The sequence below is a fragment of the Janthinobacterium goodfellowi genome (assembly GCF_051380695.1).
Lineage (GTDB): Bacteria > Pseudomonadota > Gammaproteobacteria > Burkholderiales > Burkholderiaceae_D > Janthinobacterium.
Map to the genome: position 1 here is coordinate 682,840 of NZ_JBNYXN010000002.1, position 16,240 is coordinate 699,079.

The following is a 16,240-nucleotide window of genomic DNA, read 5'->3' on the forward strand; positions in this document are numbered from 1 at the left end:
CAGTTTTGTATTCAGTTTTTACCGGCTATCCCCATGCTTTCCATGATCCTGGCTGTATTATCCTTGCAGTCCAGCTCATCGGGTTTTGCCTCGATCATCTGAAGCAGCGACAGCAGATGCGCCTTGTTCTGCGCCAGCTGCACCTCCAGGGATTCGATATCGGCGATCTTCTTCTTGAGCGCCACCATCAGCTCATCATGTTTCCATGATGAAATATCCTCAGGCAAGACTTGCCTGATTTCGTCCAGGGAAAAGCCCGCCTGCTGGGCGTCGGTGATGATGGACAGTACCGCCACCGCTTCCAGCGGATAGTCGCGGTAGCCGTTCGATTGCCGGTCCACGGCTTTCAGCAAGCCCTTGGCTTCGTAGAAACGTATCGTTGACGCCGCCAGGCCGCTGCGCTTGGCCAATTCGCCGATTTTCATCTTTTTTCCTGCTCCCTTATTGTGGTGTGTTATTCCGCAGGGCCGCGAGCAGCGCTTGCGCCACTTCCTTGCTCGAAGCGCTTCGTCGATACCGCCAAGCTGGCGGAACAGTTCGGCTTTACGGGCGTGCAAATCCATGCCGCGCACGGCTACCTGCTCAGCCAGTTCCTCTCTCCTATCACGAACAAGCGCACGGACCGCTGGGGCGGCTCGCTCGAGAACCGGGCGCCGCTGCTGGTGGACGTCGTCAACGAGGTGCGGCAAGCCGTGGACAAAGGCTTTGCCGTCGCCGTGAAGCTCAACTCGGCGGATTTCCAGAAAGGCGGCTTCAGCTCGGAGGACGCCAGGCAGGTGGTTTCCATGCTCAACAGCCTGGGCGTGGACCTGATCGAATTGTCCGGCGGCAGTTATGAAGCCCCTGCCATGCATGGCCAGACCCGCGACGGCCGCACCTTGGCCCGCGAAGCGTATTTCCTGGAGTTTGCCAAGGACATCGCCACCGTGGCCACGATGCCCATCATGGTGACGGGCGGCATACGCCGCTACCCGGTGGTCGAGCAAGTGCTGGGCAGCGGCATCGCCATGGCAGGCATGGGAACGGCGCTGGCCATCGACCCGCACTTGCCGAAAGCATGGCGTGCCGATCAATCGGCCAGCCATATGAATATGTGCCGGAATTCCAAAATGCGCTGTATGCGCCGAAACCATTGCCAATAAACCATTGACAGGCTACTTGCCTGGCGTCTCGTGCGCCATGGCCGCTGCGGCAAGGGCGCGCGTATCGAGCGGCATGGATTCCTTGCGCTCGCTGTAGCGACTGGTCAGGTAATCCGAGCGGTCGCGCACGACCAGGGTGAATTTGTACAATTCTTCCATGACGTCGACCAGGCGGTCGTAGTACGGCGACGGCTTCATGCGGTCGTTGTCGTCGAACTCCTGGTAAGCCTTGGCGACGGACGACTGGTTCGGGATCGTCACCATGCGCATCCAGCGGCCCAGCACGCGCAAGCCGTTGACGGCGTTGAACGATTGCGAGCCGCCCGACACCTGCATCACCGCCAGGGTGCGCCCTTGCGTGGGACGCACGCTGCCCATTTCCAGCGGCAGCCAGTCGATCTGCGACTTGAACACGCCCGTCACGGCACCATGGCGTTCGGGACTGCACCAGACCTGGCCTTCCGACCACAGCGACAAGGCGCGCAATTCCTGCACCTTGGGATGGTCGGGGCTGACGCTATCGACCATGGGCAAGCCATGCGGGTCGAAGACGCGTGTCTCGGCGCCGAAATGCTGCAGCCTCCAGGGTCAGCAAGCGGCTGAATGAACGTTCACGCAGCGAACCGTACAGCAGGAGGATGCGTGGCGGATGCGTGGCCACCGTCGGCGGCGCCAGTTTATCGAGGGTCGGCGTGTCGAGGTGGGCTGCGCTGATGTTGGGCAAGTCATGCATGGCGGTTTCCTTGTTCAATTATTCCATAATAGTCGAATTATGGAATTGATGGAAGCCTGTTTTGCACCTGAGTAAATGCCTCCCTCCCGGCATATGTTGATGTAGATCAATCAATTTTTGAATTGTGTGCAGCAGAATATGATCATGCGCAAGCCGCTATCCAATAGCGATGGTCCGCGCCTGCGCCCCGCACTACACGTACCCACTTCATAAGGAATACCATGATCCCCACTACCATGAAAGCCGCCGTCGTCGAGCAACTGGGCCAGCCGCTGGTGCTGCGCGACGTACCCGTGCCGGTGCCCGGCCCCGGCCAGATCCTCGTCAGGACGGAAGCGTGCGGCGTCTGCCACACGGACTTGCATGCGGCACGCGGCGACTGGCCCGTCAAGCCGACGCCGCCATTCATTCCCGGCCACGAAGGCATCGGCGTGGTGGTGGAGTTGGGCGCTGGCGTGACCGAGGTGCGGCTGGGCGACCGGGTCGGCGTGCCCTGGCTCTATTCCGCTTGCGGCCATTGCGAACATTGCCTGGCAGCCTGGGAAACCGTGTGCGCCGAGGCGCAGTTCGGCGGCTACACGAAGAATGGCGGCTTCGCCGAATACATCCTGGCCGACCCGCGTTACGTCGCGCATATTCCGGCCGGTCTTTCTGCCGTGCAAGCGGCGCCCATCATCTGCGCCGGCGTAACGAGCTACAAGGGCATCAAGGAAACCGGCGCGCGGCCGGGCCAGTGGCTGGCCGTGTCCGGCATCGGCGGACTGGGCCACCTGGCCATCGAATATGCGGTGGCGATGGGCTTGCGCGTGGCGGCAGTCGACATCGATGAAGGCAAGCTCGAGCACGCGCGCGCCCTCGGCGCCGAAGTGACCATCAATGCACGCCAGGGCGACCCCGTCGCGGCCTTGCGCGAAGCGACGGACGGCGGCGCCCACGGCGTGCTGATCACGGCGCCGTCGATCGATGCCTTCCAGCAAGGCGTGGCGATGACGCGCAAGCGCGGCACCTGCGTGCTGGTCGGCTTGCCGCCGGGCGACTTCCCGACGCCGCTGTTCGATGTGGTCGCCAATTGCGTGACGATACGCGGCTCTTTCGTCGGCACGCGCCAGGACATGGCCGAGGCGCTGGCGTTCGCCGCCACCGGCAAGGTCAAGGCCGGCATCGAATTGCAGCCGCTGTCGGCCATCAATGACATCTTCAGCCGCCTGGAACATGGCAAGGTTGCCTCGCGCGTGGTGCTCGATTTCAGCGGCAGCTGAGCGCAACGCCCGGCGCGCGGCCGGTGTGTCCTATGGTGCGACGGCAAGCAATTGCCGTTGCTATCATGGCATTTCATAAAAGACACAACAAGGACACCGCGATGAAAAAAACCCTTTCCGGCCTGCTGGCCTGCGCCGCCCTCGCCTGGCCGCTTGCCGCCGGCGCGGCCGACCAGGCCCCGTCAACGCTGCCCGGGCACTATTACCTGCAAGGCGTGATGGAAACGGGTTCCGAGCTGTTGCTGAAAAAGGACGGCACCTTCGAATGGATGCTCAGCTACGGCAATACCGACCAGCAAGCCAGCGGCGAGTGGCGCGTTGCCGGCGACACGGTGACCCTGGTGACGGGCAACGGCGGCAAGGAGCCGCAGTTCCGCGTGTTCGAGGAAGCGGAAATGCGCATCCAGAAACCTGCCGAAGCGGGCCTGTGGGTGGCCATCGTCGGCTTCCCTAAAGTCGGGCCGATGGCCGGCGTGGAGGTGAAATTCGAAGCGCAGAGCGGCAAGACGGCCACGGCCGTCAGCGTGGCGAACGGCGACGCCATCGTCCGCATGCCGGCGTCGGAACGCTGGGTGCGCGCCGGCCTGCGCCGCCAAGGCGCGAAGGCCGACTATCAATGGCTGACCGTGCCGCCCGCGCGCGCGCAGGAACGCATCGCCGCGTTCGCCGTCACCGACCGCCAGTGGCTGCGGGGCCAGGCATTCCAGAAGCTGGCCTTGCGCGTCGTCGACGGCGGCCTGAAAGTCGACGATGCGGACAATGGCCTGTCCAGGGGCTTGTACGCCAAACCGGCATCGAAGCAGTAGCCCTCAATTAATCTCGTTCCATTGCGCAAACACCTTGCAACTGGCCAGCAATATCGGCCAGGGCAGCGCTGTTTTACGCGCGCGCGCGCCCGTGCGCCGTTGACACCCTGCACCGTCTGTCCTATAGTCGCCGGGTTAACGACAAATGAGAATGAGAATCATGTTCAGTTCTATCAAGAAATGGCTGGTCTGCTATCCGCTCGTGGCCGCCAGCATGTTGCTGGCCGGAGGCGCGCAGGCGCAGGCGGCCGATCCTGGCGCCGGTGCCAAACAATTGTGGCAACTGATTGATTATGTTGCCGTCGATTACAGCGGCGCCGTCGAGCACGGCAAAGTGGTCAGCGAGGCGGAATACGCGGAGATGCTCGACTTTACCGACAACGCGACGACGCAGATCGCCGCCCTGCCCGCCCACGCGTCGCAGCCGGCCATCGCCGCCGCCATCGCCGAGCTGCGCAAAGCCGTCGTCGCCAAGGCGGACGGCGCGGAGGTCAAGCGCCTGGCGCACCATGCGAACGGCTTGCTGATCGCCGCCTACCCGATCCCCGTGGCACCGAAAACGCTGCCCAACCTGGCGCGCGGCGCGGCCCTGTATGCGGCCCAGTGCGCTTCTTGCCACGGCGTGGCCGGCGGCGGCGATGGTCCGCTGGCGGCCAGCCTGGAACCGAAACCGATCGCCTTCACGGATGGCGAACGGGCGCAGTCGCGCAGCCTGATGGCGCTGTACCAGGTCATCTCGCAGGGCGTGGCGGGCACCTCGATGGCCAGTTTCGGCCAGTTGTCCGACAACGAGCGCTGGGACCTGGCCTTCTATATTGGCGGCATGGCGCACGACGCGGCGGCAAGCACGCACGGCGAAAAGCTGTGGCAGGACGATCCGCGCAGCAAAAAACTGTACGCGGACCTGGCCGCCGTGACGACCCTGACGCAGGAAGCGGCGGCCGCCAAGCTGGGCGCGGACGAGGCGCAAGCCTTGACGGCATACCTGCGCAGCCATCCTGACAAGGCCGAGGCGCACAAGCCGGCCGGCCTGGCCCTGTCGCGCTTGCGCCTGGCCGAAAGCCTTGCCGCCGTACATGCGGGCGACCGCGCGGCCGCCACGCGCCTGGGCCTGTCCGCCTATCTGGACGGCTTCGAGCCGATCGAGCCGATGGTCGGCGCGCGCAACAAATCCCTGCTGCTGGCCGTGGAAAACGCCATGCTCGCTTACCGTTCCGCCGTTGCCAAGGGCACGGTGGCCGACGCCGAGGCGGCCGGCGAAACGCTGCAGCAACTGTTTACCCACGTGGAAGCGGAACTGGGCGACGCCAAGGCCGATCCGATGACGACCTTTGTCGGCGCGCTGACGATCCTGTTGCGCGAAGGCGTGGAAGCGCTGCTGATCGTGATCGGCATCATCGCCTTCCTGCGCAAGGCCAAGCGCAACGACGTGCTGCCCTATGTGCATGCGGGCTGGGCCAGCGCGCTGGTGGCGGGCGGCCTGACGTGGGTGGCGGCGACGTACCTGGTGACCATCAGCGGCGCCAGCCGGGAAGTGAGCGAAGGTCTCGGTTCCGTGTTCGCGGCCCTGGTCCTGCTCAGCGTGGGTCTGTGGATGCACCAGAAGAGCAGCGCCGGACGCTGGCAGGAATATTTGCACGAGAAACTCACGGCAGCCATGTCCCGGCGTTCCGCCTGGGGCCTGTTCGCCCTGGCCTTCATCGCCGTCTACCGCGAAGTCTTTGAAACCGTGCTGTTCTATTCCGCCCTGGCGGCGGACGGCAATGGCGGCGCCCTGCTGGGCGGCTTCCTCGTGGCCATCGTGCTGCTGGTCGTCATCGCCTGGGCCTTGCTGCGCACCAGCGCCCGCATGCCGATCGGCAAGTTCTTCTCGTGGACGTCCGCCTTCGTGGCCGTGCTGGCCGTGATTTTGATGGGCAAAGGCGTGGCCGCGCTGCAGGAAGCGGGCTGGGTCGGCGTCACCCCCGTCGACTTCATGCGCATCGACTTGCTGGGCATCCTGCCGACGGCGGAAACCCTGCTGGCGCAGGCGGCCATCGTGGCCATCATCATCGCCGGCTATGGCTGGAACCGCGTTTCGGCAGGCAAGCGCAAGCTGGCCTGACCTTGCAATAGCCGGCATGGGCAAGCCGCCCGTGCCGGCACTTCCGCACTTTTCCCCCATTCACCTGTTGCCATGCCGCTCAAGGAGCGGCATGGCGCGCATCCACGTAGGCCCAGGCTTGCAGGCCCGACGCCAGGGTGACGCGCTCGCGCCGGTAGGCGGCCACCTCGTAGCCGTCCGCCTGCCGTAATTCCCCGGGCGAGACGGCCAGCACGGCGCCCGGCACGCCATCCGTCGGTTCGCCGCGCGAGGCGATCGGATGATGCGTCTTGCCGCTGGTCGCCACCACCTGCGCGTCATCGATGGCCAGCAACGCCAGACGATAGCCGGGCAAGCGGTCGGGCCGGCTGTCGAGCAGGCGCCCGAAGGTGGCCAGTTGCACCTCGGGCTGCTGCAAGGTGCCGTAGGAAAACAGCTGTTCTGTCGTTGCCGCTGGAATAGTTGCCATCTGTCTCTCCTGGTTGCATGTCGATAGCGTGCATCGTAACGCCTTTTGCCGGCACAGGCCCTGCACGATTTTGAAAACTGCGATATGATGACCATCATGCAGAACTCATCCAACAAATCATCTGACCAGAAACCTGCGGCGCAAAGCCGCAAGGAAGCCACCCACGACCGCATCGTCGAGGTGGCCACGCGCGCCATCCGCCGCAGCGGCTATGCGGGCACGGGCGTGGCCGATATCATGAAGGAAGCGGGCCTGACGCACGGCGGATTCTATGCGCACTTCGCCTCGCGCGACGCCCTGCTGGCCGAAGCGGGCGACCGCGCGGGCGCCGAATCGGTGGCGCTGGCGGCCAGGGTGGCCGCCGCCGCCCCGCCCGGCCAGGCGCTGCAGGCGATGCTGACCGCCTACCTGTCGCCCGAACACATCGCCGCCATCGAGGTGGGTTGCCCCGTCTCGGCGCTGGGTTCTGAAATGCCGCGCCAGGCGCCCGAGGTGCGGCGCGCCGCCACCATCCACATCAAGGAAATGATCGACCTGTTCGCGCGCCAGCTGCCGAACTGGGGCCAGCCCGAAGCGCACGCGCAAGCCATGGCGACGGTGTGCGCCATGATCGGCACCACCATCCTGGCGCGCGCCGTCGACGAACCGGCCCTGTCGGACGCCCTGTGCGCGGCCACCCTGGCGCAGTTTCAAGAGACAAACCAGCCGTAACGCCCATGGCCCGGGTCCGTTCCGGGCTTTTTTTCAAACAACAATATGACGATCATCATATTCAACACTATCAACCACTGAAGGACTGCCATGAACGATAACAAGATTGCCCTGGTCACCGGCGCCTCGTCCGGCATCGGCGCGGCCACGGCCCAACGCCTGGCGCAGGCGGGCTACACGGTGTACGGCACCAGCCGCCGCGGCGCGCAAGCCGATGCGGTCGGCTACACGATGCTGGCGCTCGACGTCACCAGCGATGCTTCGGTCGCTGCCGCCGTGGCCGAGCTGATGCGGCGCGAAGGCCGCATCGACCTGCTGGTGAATAACGCCGGCTTCGGCGTGGCCCCGGCGGGCGCCGAGGAAAGCAGCATGGCGCAGGCGCAAGCCATCTTCGACACGAATTTCTATGGCGTGCTGCGCATGACCCTGGCCGTGCTGCCGCACATGCGGGCCCAGGGCGGCGGGCGCATCCTCAACATCGGTTCCGTCCTGGGCTTTTTGCCCATGCCCTACGGCGCGCTGTATTCCGCCACCAAGCACGCGATCGAGGGCTACACGGAATCGCTCGACCATGAAGTGCGCGGCTGGGGCATCCGCGCCAGCGTCATCGAACCGGCCTACACGAAAACCACGTTCGAAGCCAATTTGCTGGCGCCCGATGCGCCGCTGTCCGCCTATCGGCAAGTGAGCGCGGCCGTGACAAGCCGGTTGCAAACGCTGATGGCCGGCGCCGATGATCCTGGCGTCGTGGCCGATACTGTTGTAGCGGCGGCCCGGGCAAGCCGGCCGAAATTGCGCTACACGGCCGGGCCGCTGGCGGCGCGCTTGCGCCTGATGCGCCGCTTCCTGCCCGCCGCGCTGATGGACGCCGGTTTGCGCAAGGACCTGCGCCTGGCCTGAACGCCACGCTTTTTCAGCACTCACTCAGAGAGAACATCATGCAAGCCTTGCAACTTAAAAAATACGGCGGCCTCGATCACGTGGCGTTTGCCGAACTGCCCCGCCCCACTCCCGGCCCCGGCGAATTGCTGGTGCGGGTGCGCGCCGTGGGACTCAATCCCATCGACTACCTGATCCCCAGGGGCGACTTCAAGCCGATCTTGAAAATGCGCTTGCCAGTCACCCTGGGCAGCGACCTGGCCGGCGTGGTGGTGGAAGTCGGCAGCGGCGTCACGCGCTTCAAGGTCGGCGACGCCGTGTATGCGAGCATTTTCGACACGCCACATGGCAGCCTGGCCGACTATGCCGTCGTGCCCGAACAGGCGGCCGCCCTGAAACCGGCCAACCTCGATTTCGTGCAAGCGGCGTCGATACCCATGGTGGGCTTGACGGCGTGGCAAGCGATGCACGAGCGCATGCAGCTGCGGCCGGGCCAGAAAGTGTTCATCCCGGCCGGTTCCGGCGGCATCGGCACGTTCGCCATCCAGCTGGCCAGGCACCTGGGCGCCCGCGTGGGCACGACCACCAGCACGGCGAACGTGGCACTCGTGCGCAGCCTGGGCGCCGATGAGGTGGTCGACTACAAACAGCAGCCGTTCGAGGACGTGCTGCGCGATTACGACGCCGTGCTGGGCACGGTGCGCGGCGACGGGCTGGAAAAGGCTTTGCGCATCGTCAAGCCTGGCAGCCGCGTCGTCTCGCTGATCGGCCCGCCGGACGCCGCTTTCGCCCGCGCGCGCGGCATGAACGTGGTGCTGAAACTGGTGTTCGGCTTACTCAGCCGCAAGATCATCGGCCTGGCACGGCGGCGCGGCGCCAGCTACGCCTTCCACTTCGTGCGTCCCGACGGCGGCCAGCTGGCGCAGATCGCCGCCCTGCTCGAAGCGGGCACCATCCGCCCCGTCATCGACCAGGTATTTCCTTTTCTTCAAGCAAAACAGGCGCTTGCCTACCTGGCGCAGGGCCGCGCGCGCGGCAAGGTGGTGGTGCAGCTGACCGTGCCTTGAACGAGCTGCGCCGCAACGGCGTCGGGCGCCGTGACTATGTGTGAGTTTTTTGTTGGCAATTTCCTCCATACTCGTTGTCAACCCCATGCCTATTGATACCGGTCAATCTCAATAAAGGTAGCTCATGCGCTTTTTCCCGGAATGCTGCTGGCTCGCTCTCACCCTCGCGGCCGGCGTAGTCCATGCCGCCGAACCGGGCGTCACCGATACGCACATCCGGCTGGGCATGGTCAATGCGCAAACGGGCGCGGCCTCGGGGCTGGGGCAGGCCATGCTCGACGGCGCAACGGCCGTGTTCCAGGAAGCGAACCGCAGCGGCGGCATCCACGGCCGCAGCATCGAGCTGGTGGTGGCCGACGATGGCTACGATCCGGACCGCGCCATCAGCGAAACGCTCAGGCTGGTCGAGGATAAACAGGTATTCGCCCTGTTCGGCAACGTGGGCACGCCCACCACCAACGCCGTCATACCGATCGTGCAGGAAATGAAGGTGCCGCTGGTGGGCGCATTTACGGGCGCGATGACCTTGCGACGTCCCGTGGTGCATGAAATCATCAACTTTCGCGCCAGTTACGACGATGAGTCCGATGCCCTGGTGCAGTACTTCGCCAGCCGGGGCATCAAGCGCTTTGGCGTGCTGTACCAGGACGACGGCTTCGGCAATGCCGTGCTCGACGGCACCGTGCGCGCGCTGCAGCGGCGCGGCATGGAACTCGTCGCCAAGGGCTCGTTCCAGCGCGGCACGACAGCCGTCAAGGCGGGCCTGGCGGCCCTGATCGGCCACGACCTGCAAGCGGTGATCATGGCCGGCCCCTACACCCCGGTGGCCGCATTCGTGCGCGAGGCAAGCCAGGCCGGGCTGAAGGCGGCGCTGGCCACGGTGTCCTTCGTCGGCACCGACAGCCTGCTGCAGCTGCTGGGAACGGAAGGCAACAACATCGTCATTTCGCAAGTGGTGCCCCTGCCCGAAGACCGCCAGTTGCCGATCGCCGCCGACTGCGCCGCGCTGCTGGCCCGGCACGTGCCGGCGGCCAGGCTGTCTTTCGTCAGTTTCGAAGGCTGCATCTCGGCCACCCTGATGGTGGCGGCGCTGCGCCGCACGGGCGCCGATCTCACGCGCGAGCGCCTGATCCAGAGTTTCGAAACGTTCGACCGGCTCGATCTCGGCGGCTTGCGGGTGACGTTGCGGCCAGGCGACCACCAGGCGTCGACGGCTGTTTTCCTGACCCGCATCGCCGACGGCAAAATCGTTCCGGCGGACCCGGCGCCTGGCGCGAAGTGATGCGCGCCCATTTTTGCGGCCCGCCCTGGAGCCTGGCATGAAAATCAGGACCAAGCTGATCATCAGTACCACCGTCCTGCTCGCGGGCGTGGCGGCCATGGCGGCAGCGAGCCTGCTGCTGGTGAAAGGCATCGAAACCCATGTCCACGGCTTGACCGACGAGACGGTGCCGCTGTACACGGACGTATTGCGCCTGCGCTATACCGTGCAGGACATGGCTTCGGACTTTTTCGAGCTGGGCAAGGCGCAAGACATGGCGCAGCTGGAGCAGGTGTCGAACAAGATCGGCGACAATATCCAGGCCGCCGAGAGCATCAGCGACGATCTGCGGCGCCATGGCGAATCGCAGGCACCCCGCTATCACGCGGCCTTCGAACGGGAATTCCAGCGCATGCGCGTCGCCGTGCGCAAGCGCCTGGAAAACGAGGCCTATTACAAGGAGCAGGCGACGGAGATGCGGCAAGTGCTGGCGCAGATCAAGGCCGCCGCCAAAGGTGCGCGCAGCAAGATCCGCGTCGTCGACAGCCAGGCCCAGGCCACGGCCGCCGAAGTGCAGCTGCAAAGCCAGCGCCTGAACGAGAATGCCCGCTACCTGACCGACCTGCGCAAGAGCATCCACGACATGCAGATCGCGCTGGCCGAAACGGAAGCCGTGAAGAACCGTTTCCGCATCGCTCCCCTGCGCGAGCGGCTGACGGCGGCCGTCGCGCACCTGGCGGGAACCAGCGAGCGCGACATCAGCCCGGCCCAGCAGACGCTGCGGACGACCCTGCTGGCCACGGCGCGCAAGATGCTCGATCCCGCCGCCGGCTTGCTGGCCCTGCGCGCCGGCCTGCTGGCCGAGGGCGGCGCAAGTGCGGCGCAGCAGGCGCAATATGCGGCGCTCAAGGAACAGACCAGCGCCGCCCTGGCCGCTGCCCACCTGCGCCTGGCCGAGGAGCTCGACCCCATCGAACTGCAGCTGGCCATCGGACGCGACCGGATGGCCGAGGCCGGCCGCTACATGCGCACCTCGGCCCGCATCGAGGATGCCAGCGGTGAAATCAACCTGGCCGTCGACGCCATCAGCATCGACGTGGGCGAAGTCATGCTGGCCACGGCCGCCGCCGACGTCACGCGCCTGGGCCAGGATATCGCCCGGCGCATCAGCGCCCTGCACCGCGATATGGCCACCATGCAGGCCTTACAGCAAAGCATAGGGCAGCTGGGCTTGCTGGCCGAAACGAGGGTCGTCAACACTTACCTGGACGCCGTGGAGCGCTCGGGACGGCGGCTGGTGCAGGCCAAGGGCAGCGTGCTGGACAGCCAGACGGCGCTCGACGAGGTCATCGACCATGTGCGCGCCTTCGAGCGCGAACAGGCCGCCTATTCCGCGCAACAAGTGGCGCGCATCACGGGGCAGCAGCAGGATGCGGTAGCCAAGGTGCGCGACGGCGTGCGCCATGCCTTCGTGCTGATCCTCGGCATCGCGCTGGTCCTGCTGCTGGCCTGCGTGGCCATCACGGGCCTGATCAGCGCATCGATCGCCAGGCCGCTGGCGCGTTTGTCCTACGCCATCGCGCATATCCGCGACGGCAAGGCGCTGTCGGTGCGCGTGGCACAGCACGGCAGCGATGAGCTGGGGCAGCTGATCACGGGCTTCAACGGCATGCTCGAACACGTCGAACAGCGCGACCTGGCGCTCAAGCAGGCCAAGGCCGAGGCCGATGCCGCCAACCGCGCCAAATCGGAATTCCTGGCCAAGATGAGCCACGAGATCCGTACGCCGATGAATGGCGTGCTGGGCATGACGGAATTGCTGCAACGCACGGAACTGAGTCCCAAGCAGCAGCGTTTCGTGCACACGGTGCACCGTTCGGGCGAAAGCTTGCTGAGCATCATCGACGACATCCTCGACTTTTCCAAGATCGAGGCGGGCAAGCTGGTGCTCGAACACATCCCCTTCGACTTGCGCCAGGTGATCGACGACGTGGTGGCGCTGTTTGCCAACGGCATCGAGCGCAAGTCCATCGCATTCACCTGCCGCATCGCCCCCGACGTGCCGCAGCACGTACGCGGCGACCCCGTGCGCCTGCGCCAGATCCTCACCAACCTGCTCAATAACGCCACCAAGTTCACCGAACGGGGAGAAATTTCCGTCGATGTCGGCTGCCCCGCCCCCGGCCAGCTGCGCCTGGAAGTGCGCGACACGGGCATCGGCATGGCGCCGGAAGCGGCGGCGGCCATCTTCCAGCCGTTCCGCCAGGCCGACAGCACCACCTCGCGCAAATACGGCGGCACGGGACTGGGCCTGGCCATCATCAAGCAGCTGGCGGAAATGATGGGCGGCAACATTGTGCTCAAGACGGTGGCGGGCCAGGGTTCCAGCTTCGCCGTTACCGTCGCCGTGGGCAGCGTGGCGCCCGGGGACGCGCCGCCGGCGCCGGTCCTGCCTGCCCTGCCCGTCCCGCCGGACCGCGCTGGGACGGAGCACGCACCGCTGCGCATGCTGCTGGTGGAAGACAATGCGATCAACCAGGAAATCGCCCTGGCCATGCTGGAAGACACGGACTACGCAGCCACGCCGGCCGACAACGGGCGGCGCGCGCTGGCCCTGTGGGAGCGCCAGCCGTTCGATGTGATCCTGATGGATTGCCAGATGCCGGAAATGGACGGCTTCGAAGCGACCCGGCGCCTGCGCCGCATGGAAGCCGAGCAAGGCCGCAGCCGCACGCCCATCATTGCCCTGACGGCCAACGCCATCCTGGGCGACCGCGAACTGTGCCTGGACGCGGGCATGGACGACTACCTGGCCAAGCCGTACACGCGCGCCGCCCTGCTGGCCGTGCTGGCCCGCTGGCGCCCGCCGGCGGCAGCGGAGACGGCGGCGGAAGCCGCTCCGGCGCAGCCCGCCCCGGCGGCGCCGGCTGAAACAGGCTCCATCCTCGACGCCGCCGCCCTGCAAAACCTGCGCGCCATGCGGCGTCCCGGCCGTCCCGACGTGCTGGGGCGCATCATCGACCTGTTCTACAGCGACGCCCCGCGCCTGCTGGGCCAGCTGGAAGTGGCCGCCGAGGCCAGCGACGCCGCGGCCCTGCAGTTGGCCGCGCACACGCTCAAGTCCAGCTGCGCCAACGTGGGCGCGCTGGGCCTGTCGGCCACCTGCCGTGAAATCGAACAATACGCGCGCGGCAACGACGTCGGCAGCGCGCTGCAGCATATCCGCAGCATCCAGCAAGAACTCGACCGTGTCCTCGCCGCCCTGGCCATTGAGAAGGAAGCCATATGAATACCGCACATGCCCCGCAAGCACTGGTTCTGGTGGTCGATGACGACACCATGACGCGCATCCTGGTGACGGAAGCGCTGGAGCCGGAAGGCTTCCGCATCGAGGAAGCGGCCAGCGGCCTGGAAGCGCTGGCCGCCTTCCAGCGCGGCGTGCCCGACCTGATCCTGCTCGACGTCGCCATGCCCGGCATGAGCGGCTTCGAATGCTGCGCACAGCTGCGCCGGCTGCCCGGCGGCGCGCACGTGCCCATCGTCGTGCTGACAGGCAACGACGACGATGATTCCATCAAGCAGGCGCTGGAAGCGGGCGCCAGCGATTTCATTGCCAAGCCCATGCAATGGCGGCTGCTGGCGCACCGCTTGCGCTACCTGCTGCGGGCCAGCAGCGCGCTCACCGAGTTGAGCCGCATCCAGGAAAGCCTCAGCCACGCGCAGGCGCTGGCCCGCCTCGGCAACTGGGAATACCGGGGCACCGGCGGCGACGGCTACTGGTCGCCGGAACTGTTGCGCATCCTGGGCCTGGACGCCGATGCCGGCGCCACCAGCTTCGACCGTTTGCTGCAATGCCTGCCCGAAGACCAGCGGCCCCTGCTGCTCGAAGCCTTCATGGAACTGCATGCCAACGGCACCAGCTACAGCCTCGAGCACAAGGTGCTGCAGCCGGACGGCGGCGAGTGCATCGTCTTTCACCAGGCCGAGGCCGTGCGCGAAGGAGGCGAAGTGCAGCTGATGCGCGGTACGGTGCAGGACATCACGGAACGCAAGCTGCAGCAAAGGCGCATCGAATACCTGGCCAACCACGATGCGCTGACGGACTTGCCCAACCGCCAACTGCTGAACGACCGCATCGGCCAGGCCATCGCCCATGCCCGCCGCACCCGCATGCACCTGGCGACCCTGATGCTGGACCTCGACCGCTTCAAGTTCGTCAACGACAGCTATGGCCACCCGGTCGGCGATGCGCTGCTGCAGGAAGTGGCCCGCCGGCTCAAGCTGGCCGTGCGCGAAGGCGACACCGTGGCCCGCCAGGGCGGCGACGAATTCGTCGTCCTGCTGACGGACCTGCCCGACATCGGGACGGCCGAAGAGATCGTGAAAAAAGTACTCGATCTGTTCGCCGATCCTGTCGTATTGGGCGAACATACCTTGCACGTCAGCACAAGTATCGGCGCCAGCATCTTTCCCTCCGACGGCGACAGCGCCGACATGCTGCTGAAAACGGCCGATGCCGCGCTCTACAGCGCCAAGGACAAGGGCCGCAACGGCTACCAGTTCTACAACCACAAGATGGGCGTGCTGGTGGAAGAGCGGGCTGAGATCGAACACGCCTTGCACCAGGCGCTGGCGCTGGGCGAACTGGAATTGCATTACCAGCCCAAGGTCGACCTCACCAGCGGCAAGATTTACGGCATGGAAGCGCTGCTGCGCTGGCGCCGCGACGGCATCGGGCTGGTGCCGCCCGACCGCTTCATTCCCCTGGCCGAGGAAACGGGCATGATCGTGCCCATCGGCGAATGGGTGCTGCGCACGGCGTGCGCGCAACTGGGCGTCTGGCATGCCTACGGCTTTACGCACCTGACGATGGCGGTCAACGTGTCGGCGCGCCAGTTCCGCCAGGCCGACATGCCGCAGCTGGTACGCGAAGTGCTGGCCGACAGCGCCGTACCGGCCCACTGCCTGGAACTGGAGCTGACGGAGAGCGTGCTGATGCAGAACCGCGACCTCGTGGTGCAGGCGCTGGAACAATTGAAGGAAATCGGCGTCACCCTGTCGCTGGATGACTTCGGCACCGGCTATTCCAGCCTGTCCTACCTCAAGCAATTCCCCATCGACGTGGTCAAGATCGACCAATCGTTCATCCGCGACGTGACCGACAGCGTCGATGGCGCGTCGCTGACCCGCTCCATCATCGCCATGGCCAAGTCGCTGCACATGACCACGGTGGCCGAGGGCGTGGAAACGGAGGGACAATTGGGATTTCTCAACACCAACCACTGCGACGCCATGCAAGGCTATTACTTCAGCCGCCCGCTGCCCGGCGCCGAGATGGATCTGATGTTGCATGCAGGCACCCATTTGCCGCCCGAGAGCTGCCATGCCGTGGCGCCCCAGCGCGTGCTGCTGCTGGTCGACGACGAGGAGCATATCCTGTCCGCCCTGCGCCGCTCGCTGCGCAAGGAAGGCTACCAGATCCTCAGCACCACCAATCCGCAGGAAGCGCTGGAACTGGTCGCCTCCCACGCGGTGGGCGTGATCCTCACGGATGCGCGCATGCCTGGCATGTCGGGCAACGAACTATTGCGCCGCATCAAGGGCGTCTATCCCGAGATCGTGCGCGTGATGCTGTCCGGCTACCCTGAGCTCCATTCGGTCACGGCGGCCATCAACGAAGGCTCGGTGTACAAATTCATCACCAAGCCCTGGGACGAAACCCTGCTGAAGGACCACTTGCTGGAAGCCTTCCAGCGCTTCGAATCGGGCGTGCAGCGGCCGCCGCGGGGTCCCCACGGCATCGAGATCAGCAACCGCGCCGCCTAACGCA

The 16,240-nt window shown here is 65.8% G+C and carries 11 protein-coding genes and 2 pseudogenes; 10 read left to right on the plus strand and 3 right to left on the minus strand.

The window, feature by feature from the left end:
• Positions 1–11: 11 nt before the first annotated feature.
• Complete coding sequence (locus tag ACQ4WQ_RS11065; RefSeq protein WP_436496986.1) at positions 12–563, minus strand: MerR family transcriptional regulator; 552 nt, start codon at positions 561–563, stop codon at positions 12–14.
• Here ACQ4WQ_RS11065 and ACQ4WQ_RS11070 point away from each other — a divergent pair.
• Positions 501–1,082, plus strand: a pseudogene (locus ACQ4WQ_RS11070) (oxidoreductase); the annotation flags it as partial. The gene ACQ4WQ_RS11065 and the pseudogene ACQ4WQ_RS11070 sit on opposite strands and share 63 nt — an antisense overlap.
• A gap of 72 nt (positions 1,083–1,154) precedes the next feature.
• Here the strand turns inward: ACQ4WQ_RS11070 and arsH are convergent.
• Positions 1,155–1,875, minus strand: a pseudogene (gene arsH, locus ACQ4WQ_RS11075) (arsenical resistance protein ArsH).
• Positions 1,876–2,096: 221 nt separating this feature from the next.
• Between arsH and ACQ4WQ_RS11080 the strand changes: the two are divergent.
• The 3 genes from ACQ4WQ_RS11080 (at position 2,097) to ACQ4WQ_RS11090 (ending at position 6,044) form a co-directional block, all read left to right on the plus strand.
• On the plus strand, positions 2,097–3,134 hold the full coding sequence (locus tag ACQ4WQ_RS11080) for a zinc-dependent alcohol dehydrogenase (RefSeq protein WP_436496988.1): 1,038 nt from the start codon (positions 2,097–2,099) through the stop codon (positions 3,132–3,134).
• Positions 3,135–3,235: 101 nt separating this feature from the next.
• Complete coding sequence (locus tag ACQ4WQ_RS11085; RefSeq protein ID WP_436496990.1) at positions 3,236–3,940, plus strand: hypothetical protein; 705 nt, start codon at positions 3,236–3,238, stop codon at positions 3,938–3,940.
• 160 nt (positions 3,941–4,100) lie between these two features.
• Entirely contained in the window at positions 4,101–6,044 is a 1,944-nt protein-coding gene (locus tag ACQ4WQ_RS11090; RefSeq protein ID WP_436496992.1) for an FTR1 family protein, read from the plus strand.
• A gap of 79 nt (positions 6,045–6,123) precedes the next feature.
• Here ACQ4WQ_RS11090 and ACQ4WQ_RS11095 read toward each other — a convergent pair whose 3' ends face one another.
• Positions 6,124–6,492: a gamma-glutamylcyclotransferase family protein gene (locus tag ACQ4WQ_RS11095; protein ID WP_436496994.1), complete on the minus strand. Its 369-nt coding sequence runs from the start codon at positions 6,490–6,492 to the stop codon at positions 6,124–6,126.
• Between the two features lie 84 nt (positions 6,493–6,576).
• Between ACQ4WQ_RS11095 and ACQ4WQ_RS11100 the strand changes: the two genes are divergently transcribed.
• From ACQ4WQ_RS11100 to ACQ4WQ_RS11125, 6 genes are all read left to right on the plus strand, one after another.
• Positions 6,577–7,203: a TetR/AcrR family transcriptional regulator gene (locus tag ACQ4WQ_RS11100; protein WP_436496996.1), complete on the plus strand. Its 627-nt coding sequence runs from the start codon at positions 6,577–6,579 to the stop codon at positions 7,201–7,203.
• A gap of 90 nt (positions 7,204–7,293) precedes the next feature.
• Positions 7,294–8,103: an oxidoreductase gene (locus tag ACQ4WQ_RS11105; protein ID WP_436496998.1), complete on the plus strand. Its 810-nt coding sequence runs from the start codon at positions 7,294–7,296 to the stop codon at positions 8,101–8,103.
• Between the two features lie 38 nt (positions 8,104–8,141).
• A complete protein-coding gene (locus tag ACQ4WQ_RS11110) occupies positions 8,142–9,149 on the plus strand; it encodes an NADP-dependent oxidoreductase (protein WP_436497000.1) in 1,008 nt (335 codons plus the stop codon).
• Positions 9,150–9,273: 124 nt separating this feature from the next.
• Positions 9,274–10,431 (plus strand): ABC transporter substrate-binding protein, encoded by a 1,158-nt coding sequence (locus tag ACQ4WQ_RS11115; protein ID WP_436497002.1) that lies wholly within the window; start codon positions 9,274–9,276, stop codon positions 10,429–10,431.
• 37 nt (positions 10,432–10,468) lie between these two features.
• Complete coding sequence (locus ACQ4WQ_RS11120) at positions 10,469–13,699, plus strand: ATP-binding protein (RefSeq protein WP_436497004.1); 3,231 nt, start codon at positions 10,469–10,471, stop codon at positions 13,697–13,699.
• A complete protein-coding gene (locus ACQ4WQ_RS11125) occupies positions 13,696–16,236 on the plus strand; it encodes an EAL domain-containing protein (RefSeq protein WP_436497006.1) in 2,541 nt (846 codons plus the stop codon). The genes ACQ4WQ_RS11120 and ACQ4WQ_RS11125 overlap by 4 nt, the downstream gene beginning before the upstream one ends.
• Positions 16,237–16,240 lie beyond the last annotated feature (4 nt).

Coding starts and splice junctions, on each gene's coding strand:
- ACQ4WQ_RS11110 (WP_436497000.1), top strand. CDS start 8,142: ATGCAAGCCTTGCAACTTAAAAAATACGGCGGCCTCGATCACGTGGCG.
- ACQ4WQ_RS11125 (WP_436497006.1), top strand. CDS start 13,696: ATGAATACCGCACATGCCCCGCAAGCACTGGTTCTGGTGGTCGATGAC.
- ACQ4WQ_RS11115 (WP_436497002.1), top strand. CDS start 9,274: ATGCGCTTTTTCCCGGAATGCTGCTGGCTCGCTCTCACCCTCGCGGCC.
- ACQ4WQ_RS11100 (WP_436496996.1), top strand. CDS start 6,577: ATGATGACCATCATGCAGAACTCATCCAACAAATCATCTGACCAGAAA.
- ACQ4WQ_RS11095 (WP_436496994.1), bottom strand. CDS start 6,492: ATGGCAACTATTCCAGCGGCAACGACAGAACAGCTGTTTTCCTACGGC.
- ACQ4WQ_RS11085 (WP_436496990.1), top strand. CDS start 3,236: ATGAAAAAAACCCTTTCCGGCCTGCTGGCCTGCGCCGCCCTCGCCTGG.
- ACQ4WQ_RS11065 (WP_436496986.1), bottom strand. CDS start 563: ATGGATTTGCACGCCCGTAAAGCCGAACTGTTCCGCCAGCTTGGCGGT.
- ACQ4WQ_RS11080 (WP_436496988.1), top strand. CDS start 2,097: ATGATCCCCACTACCATGAAAGCCGCCGTCGTCGAGCAACTGGGCCAG.
- ACQ4WQ_RS11105 (WP_436496998.1), top strand. CDS start 7,294: ATGAACGATAACAAGATTGCCCTGGTCACCGGCGCCTCGTCCGGCATC.
- ACQ4WQ_RS11090 (WP_436496992.1), top strand. CDS start 4,101: ATGTTCAGTTCTATCAAGAAATGGCTGGTCTGCTATCCGCTCGTGGCC.
- ACQ4WQ_RS11120 (WP_436497004.1), top strand. CDS start 10,469: ATGAAAATCAGGACCAAGCTGATCATCAGTACCACCGTCCTGCTCGCG.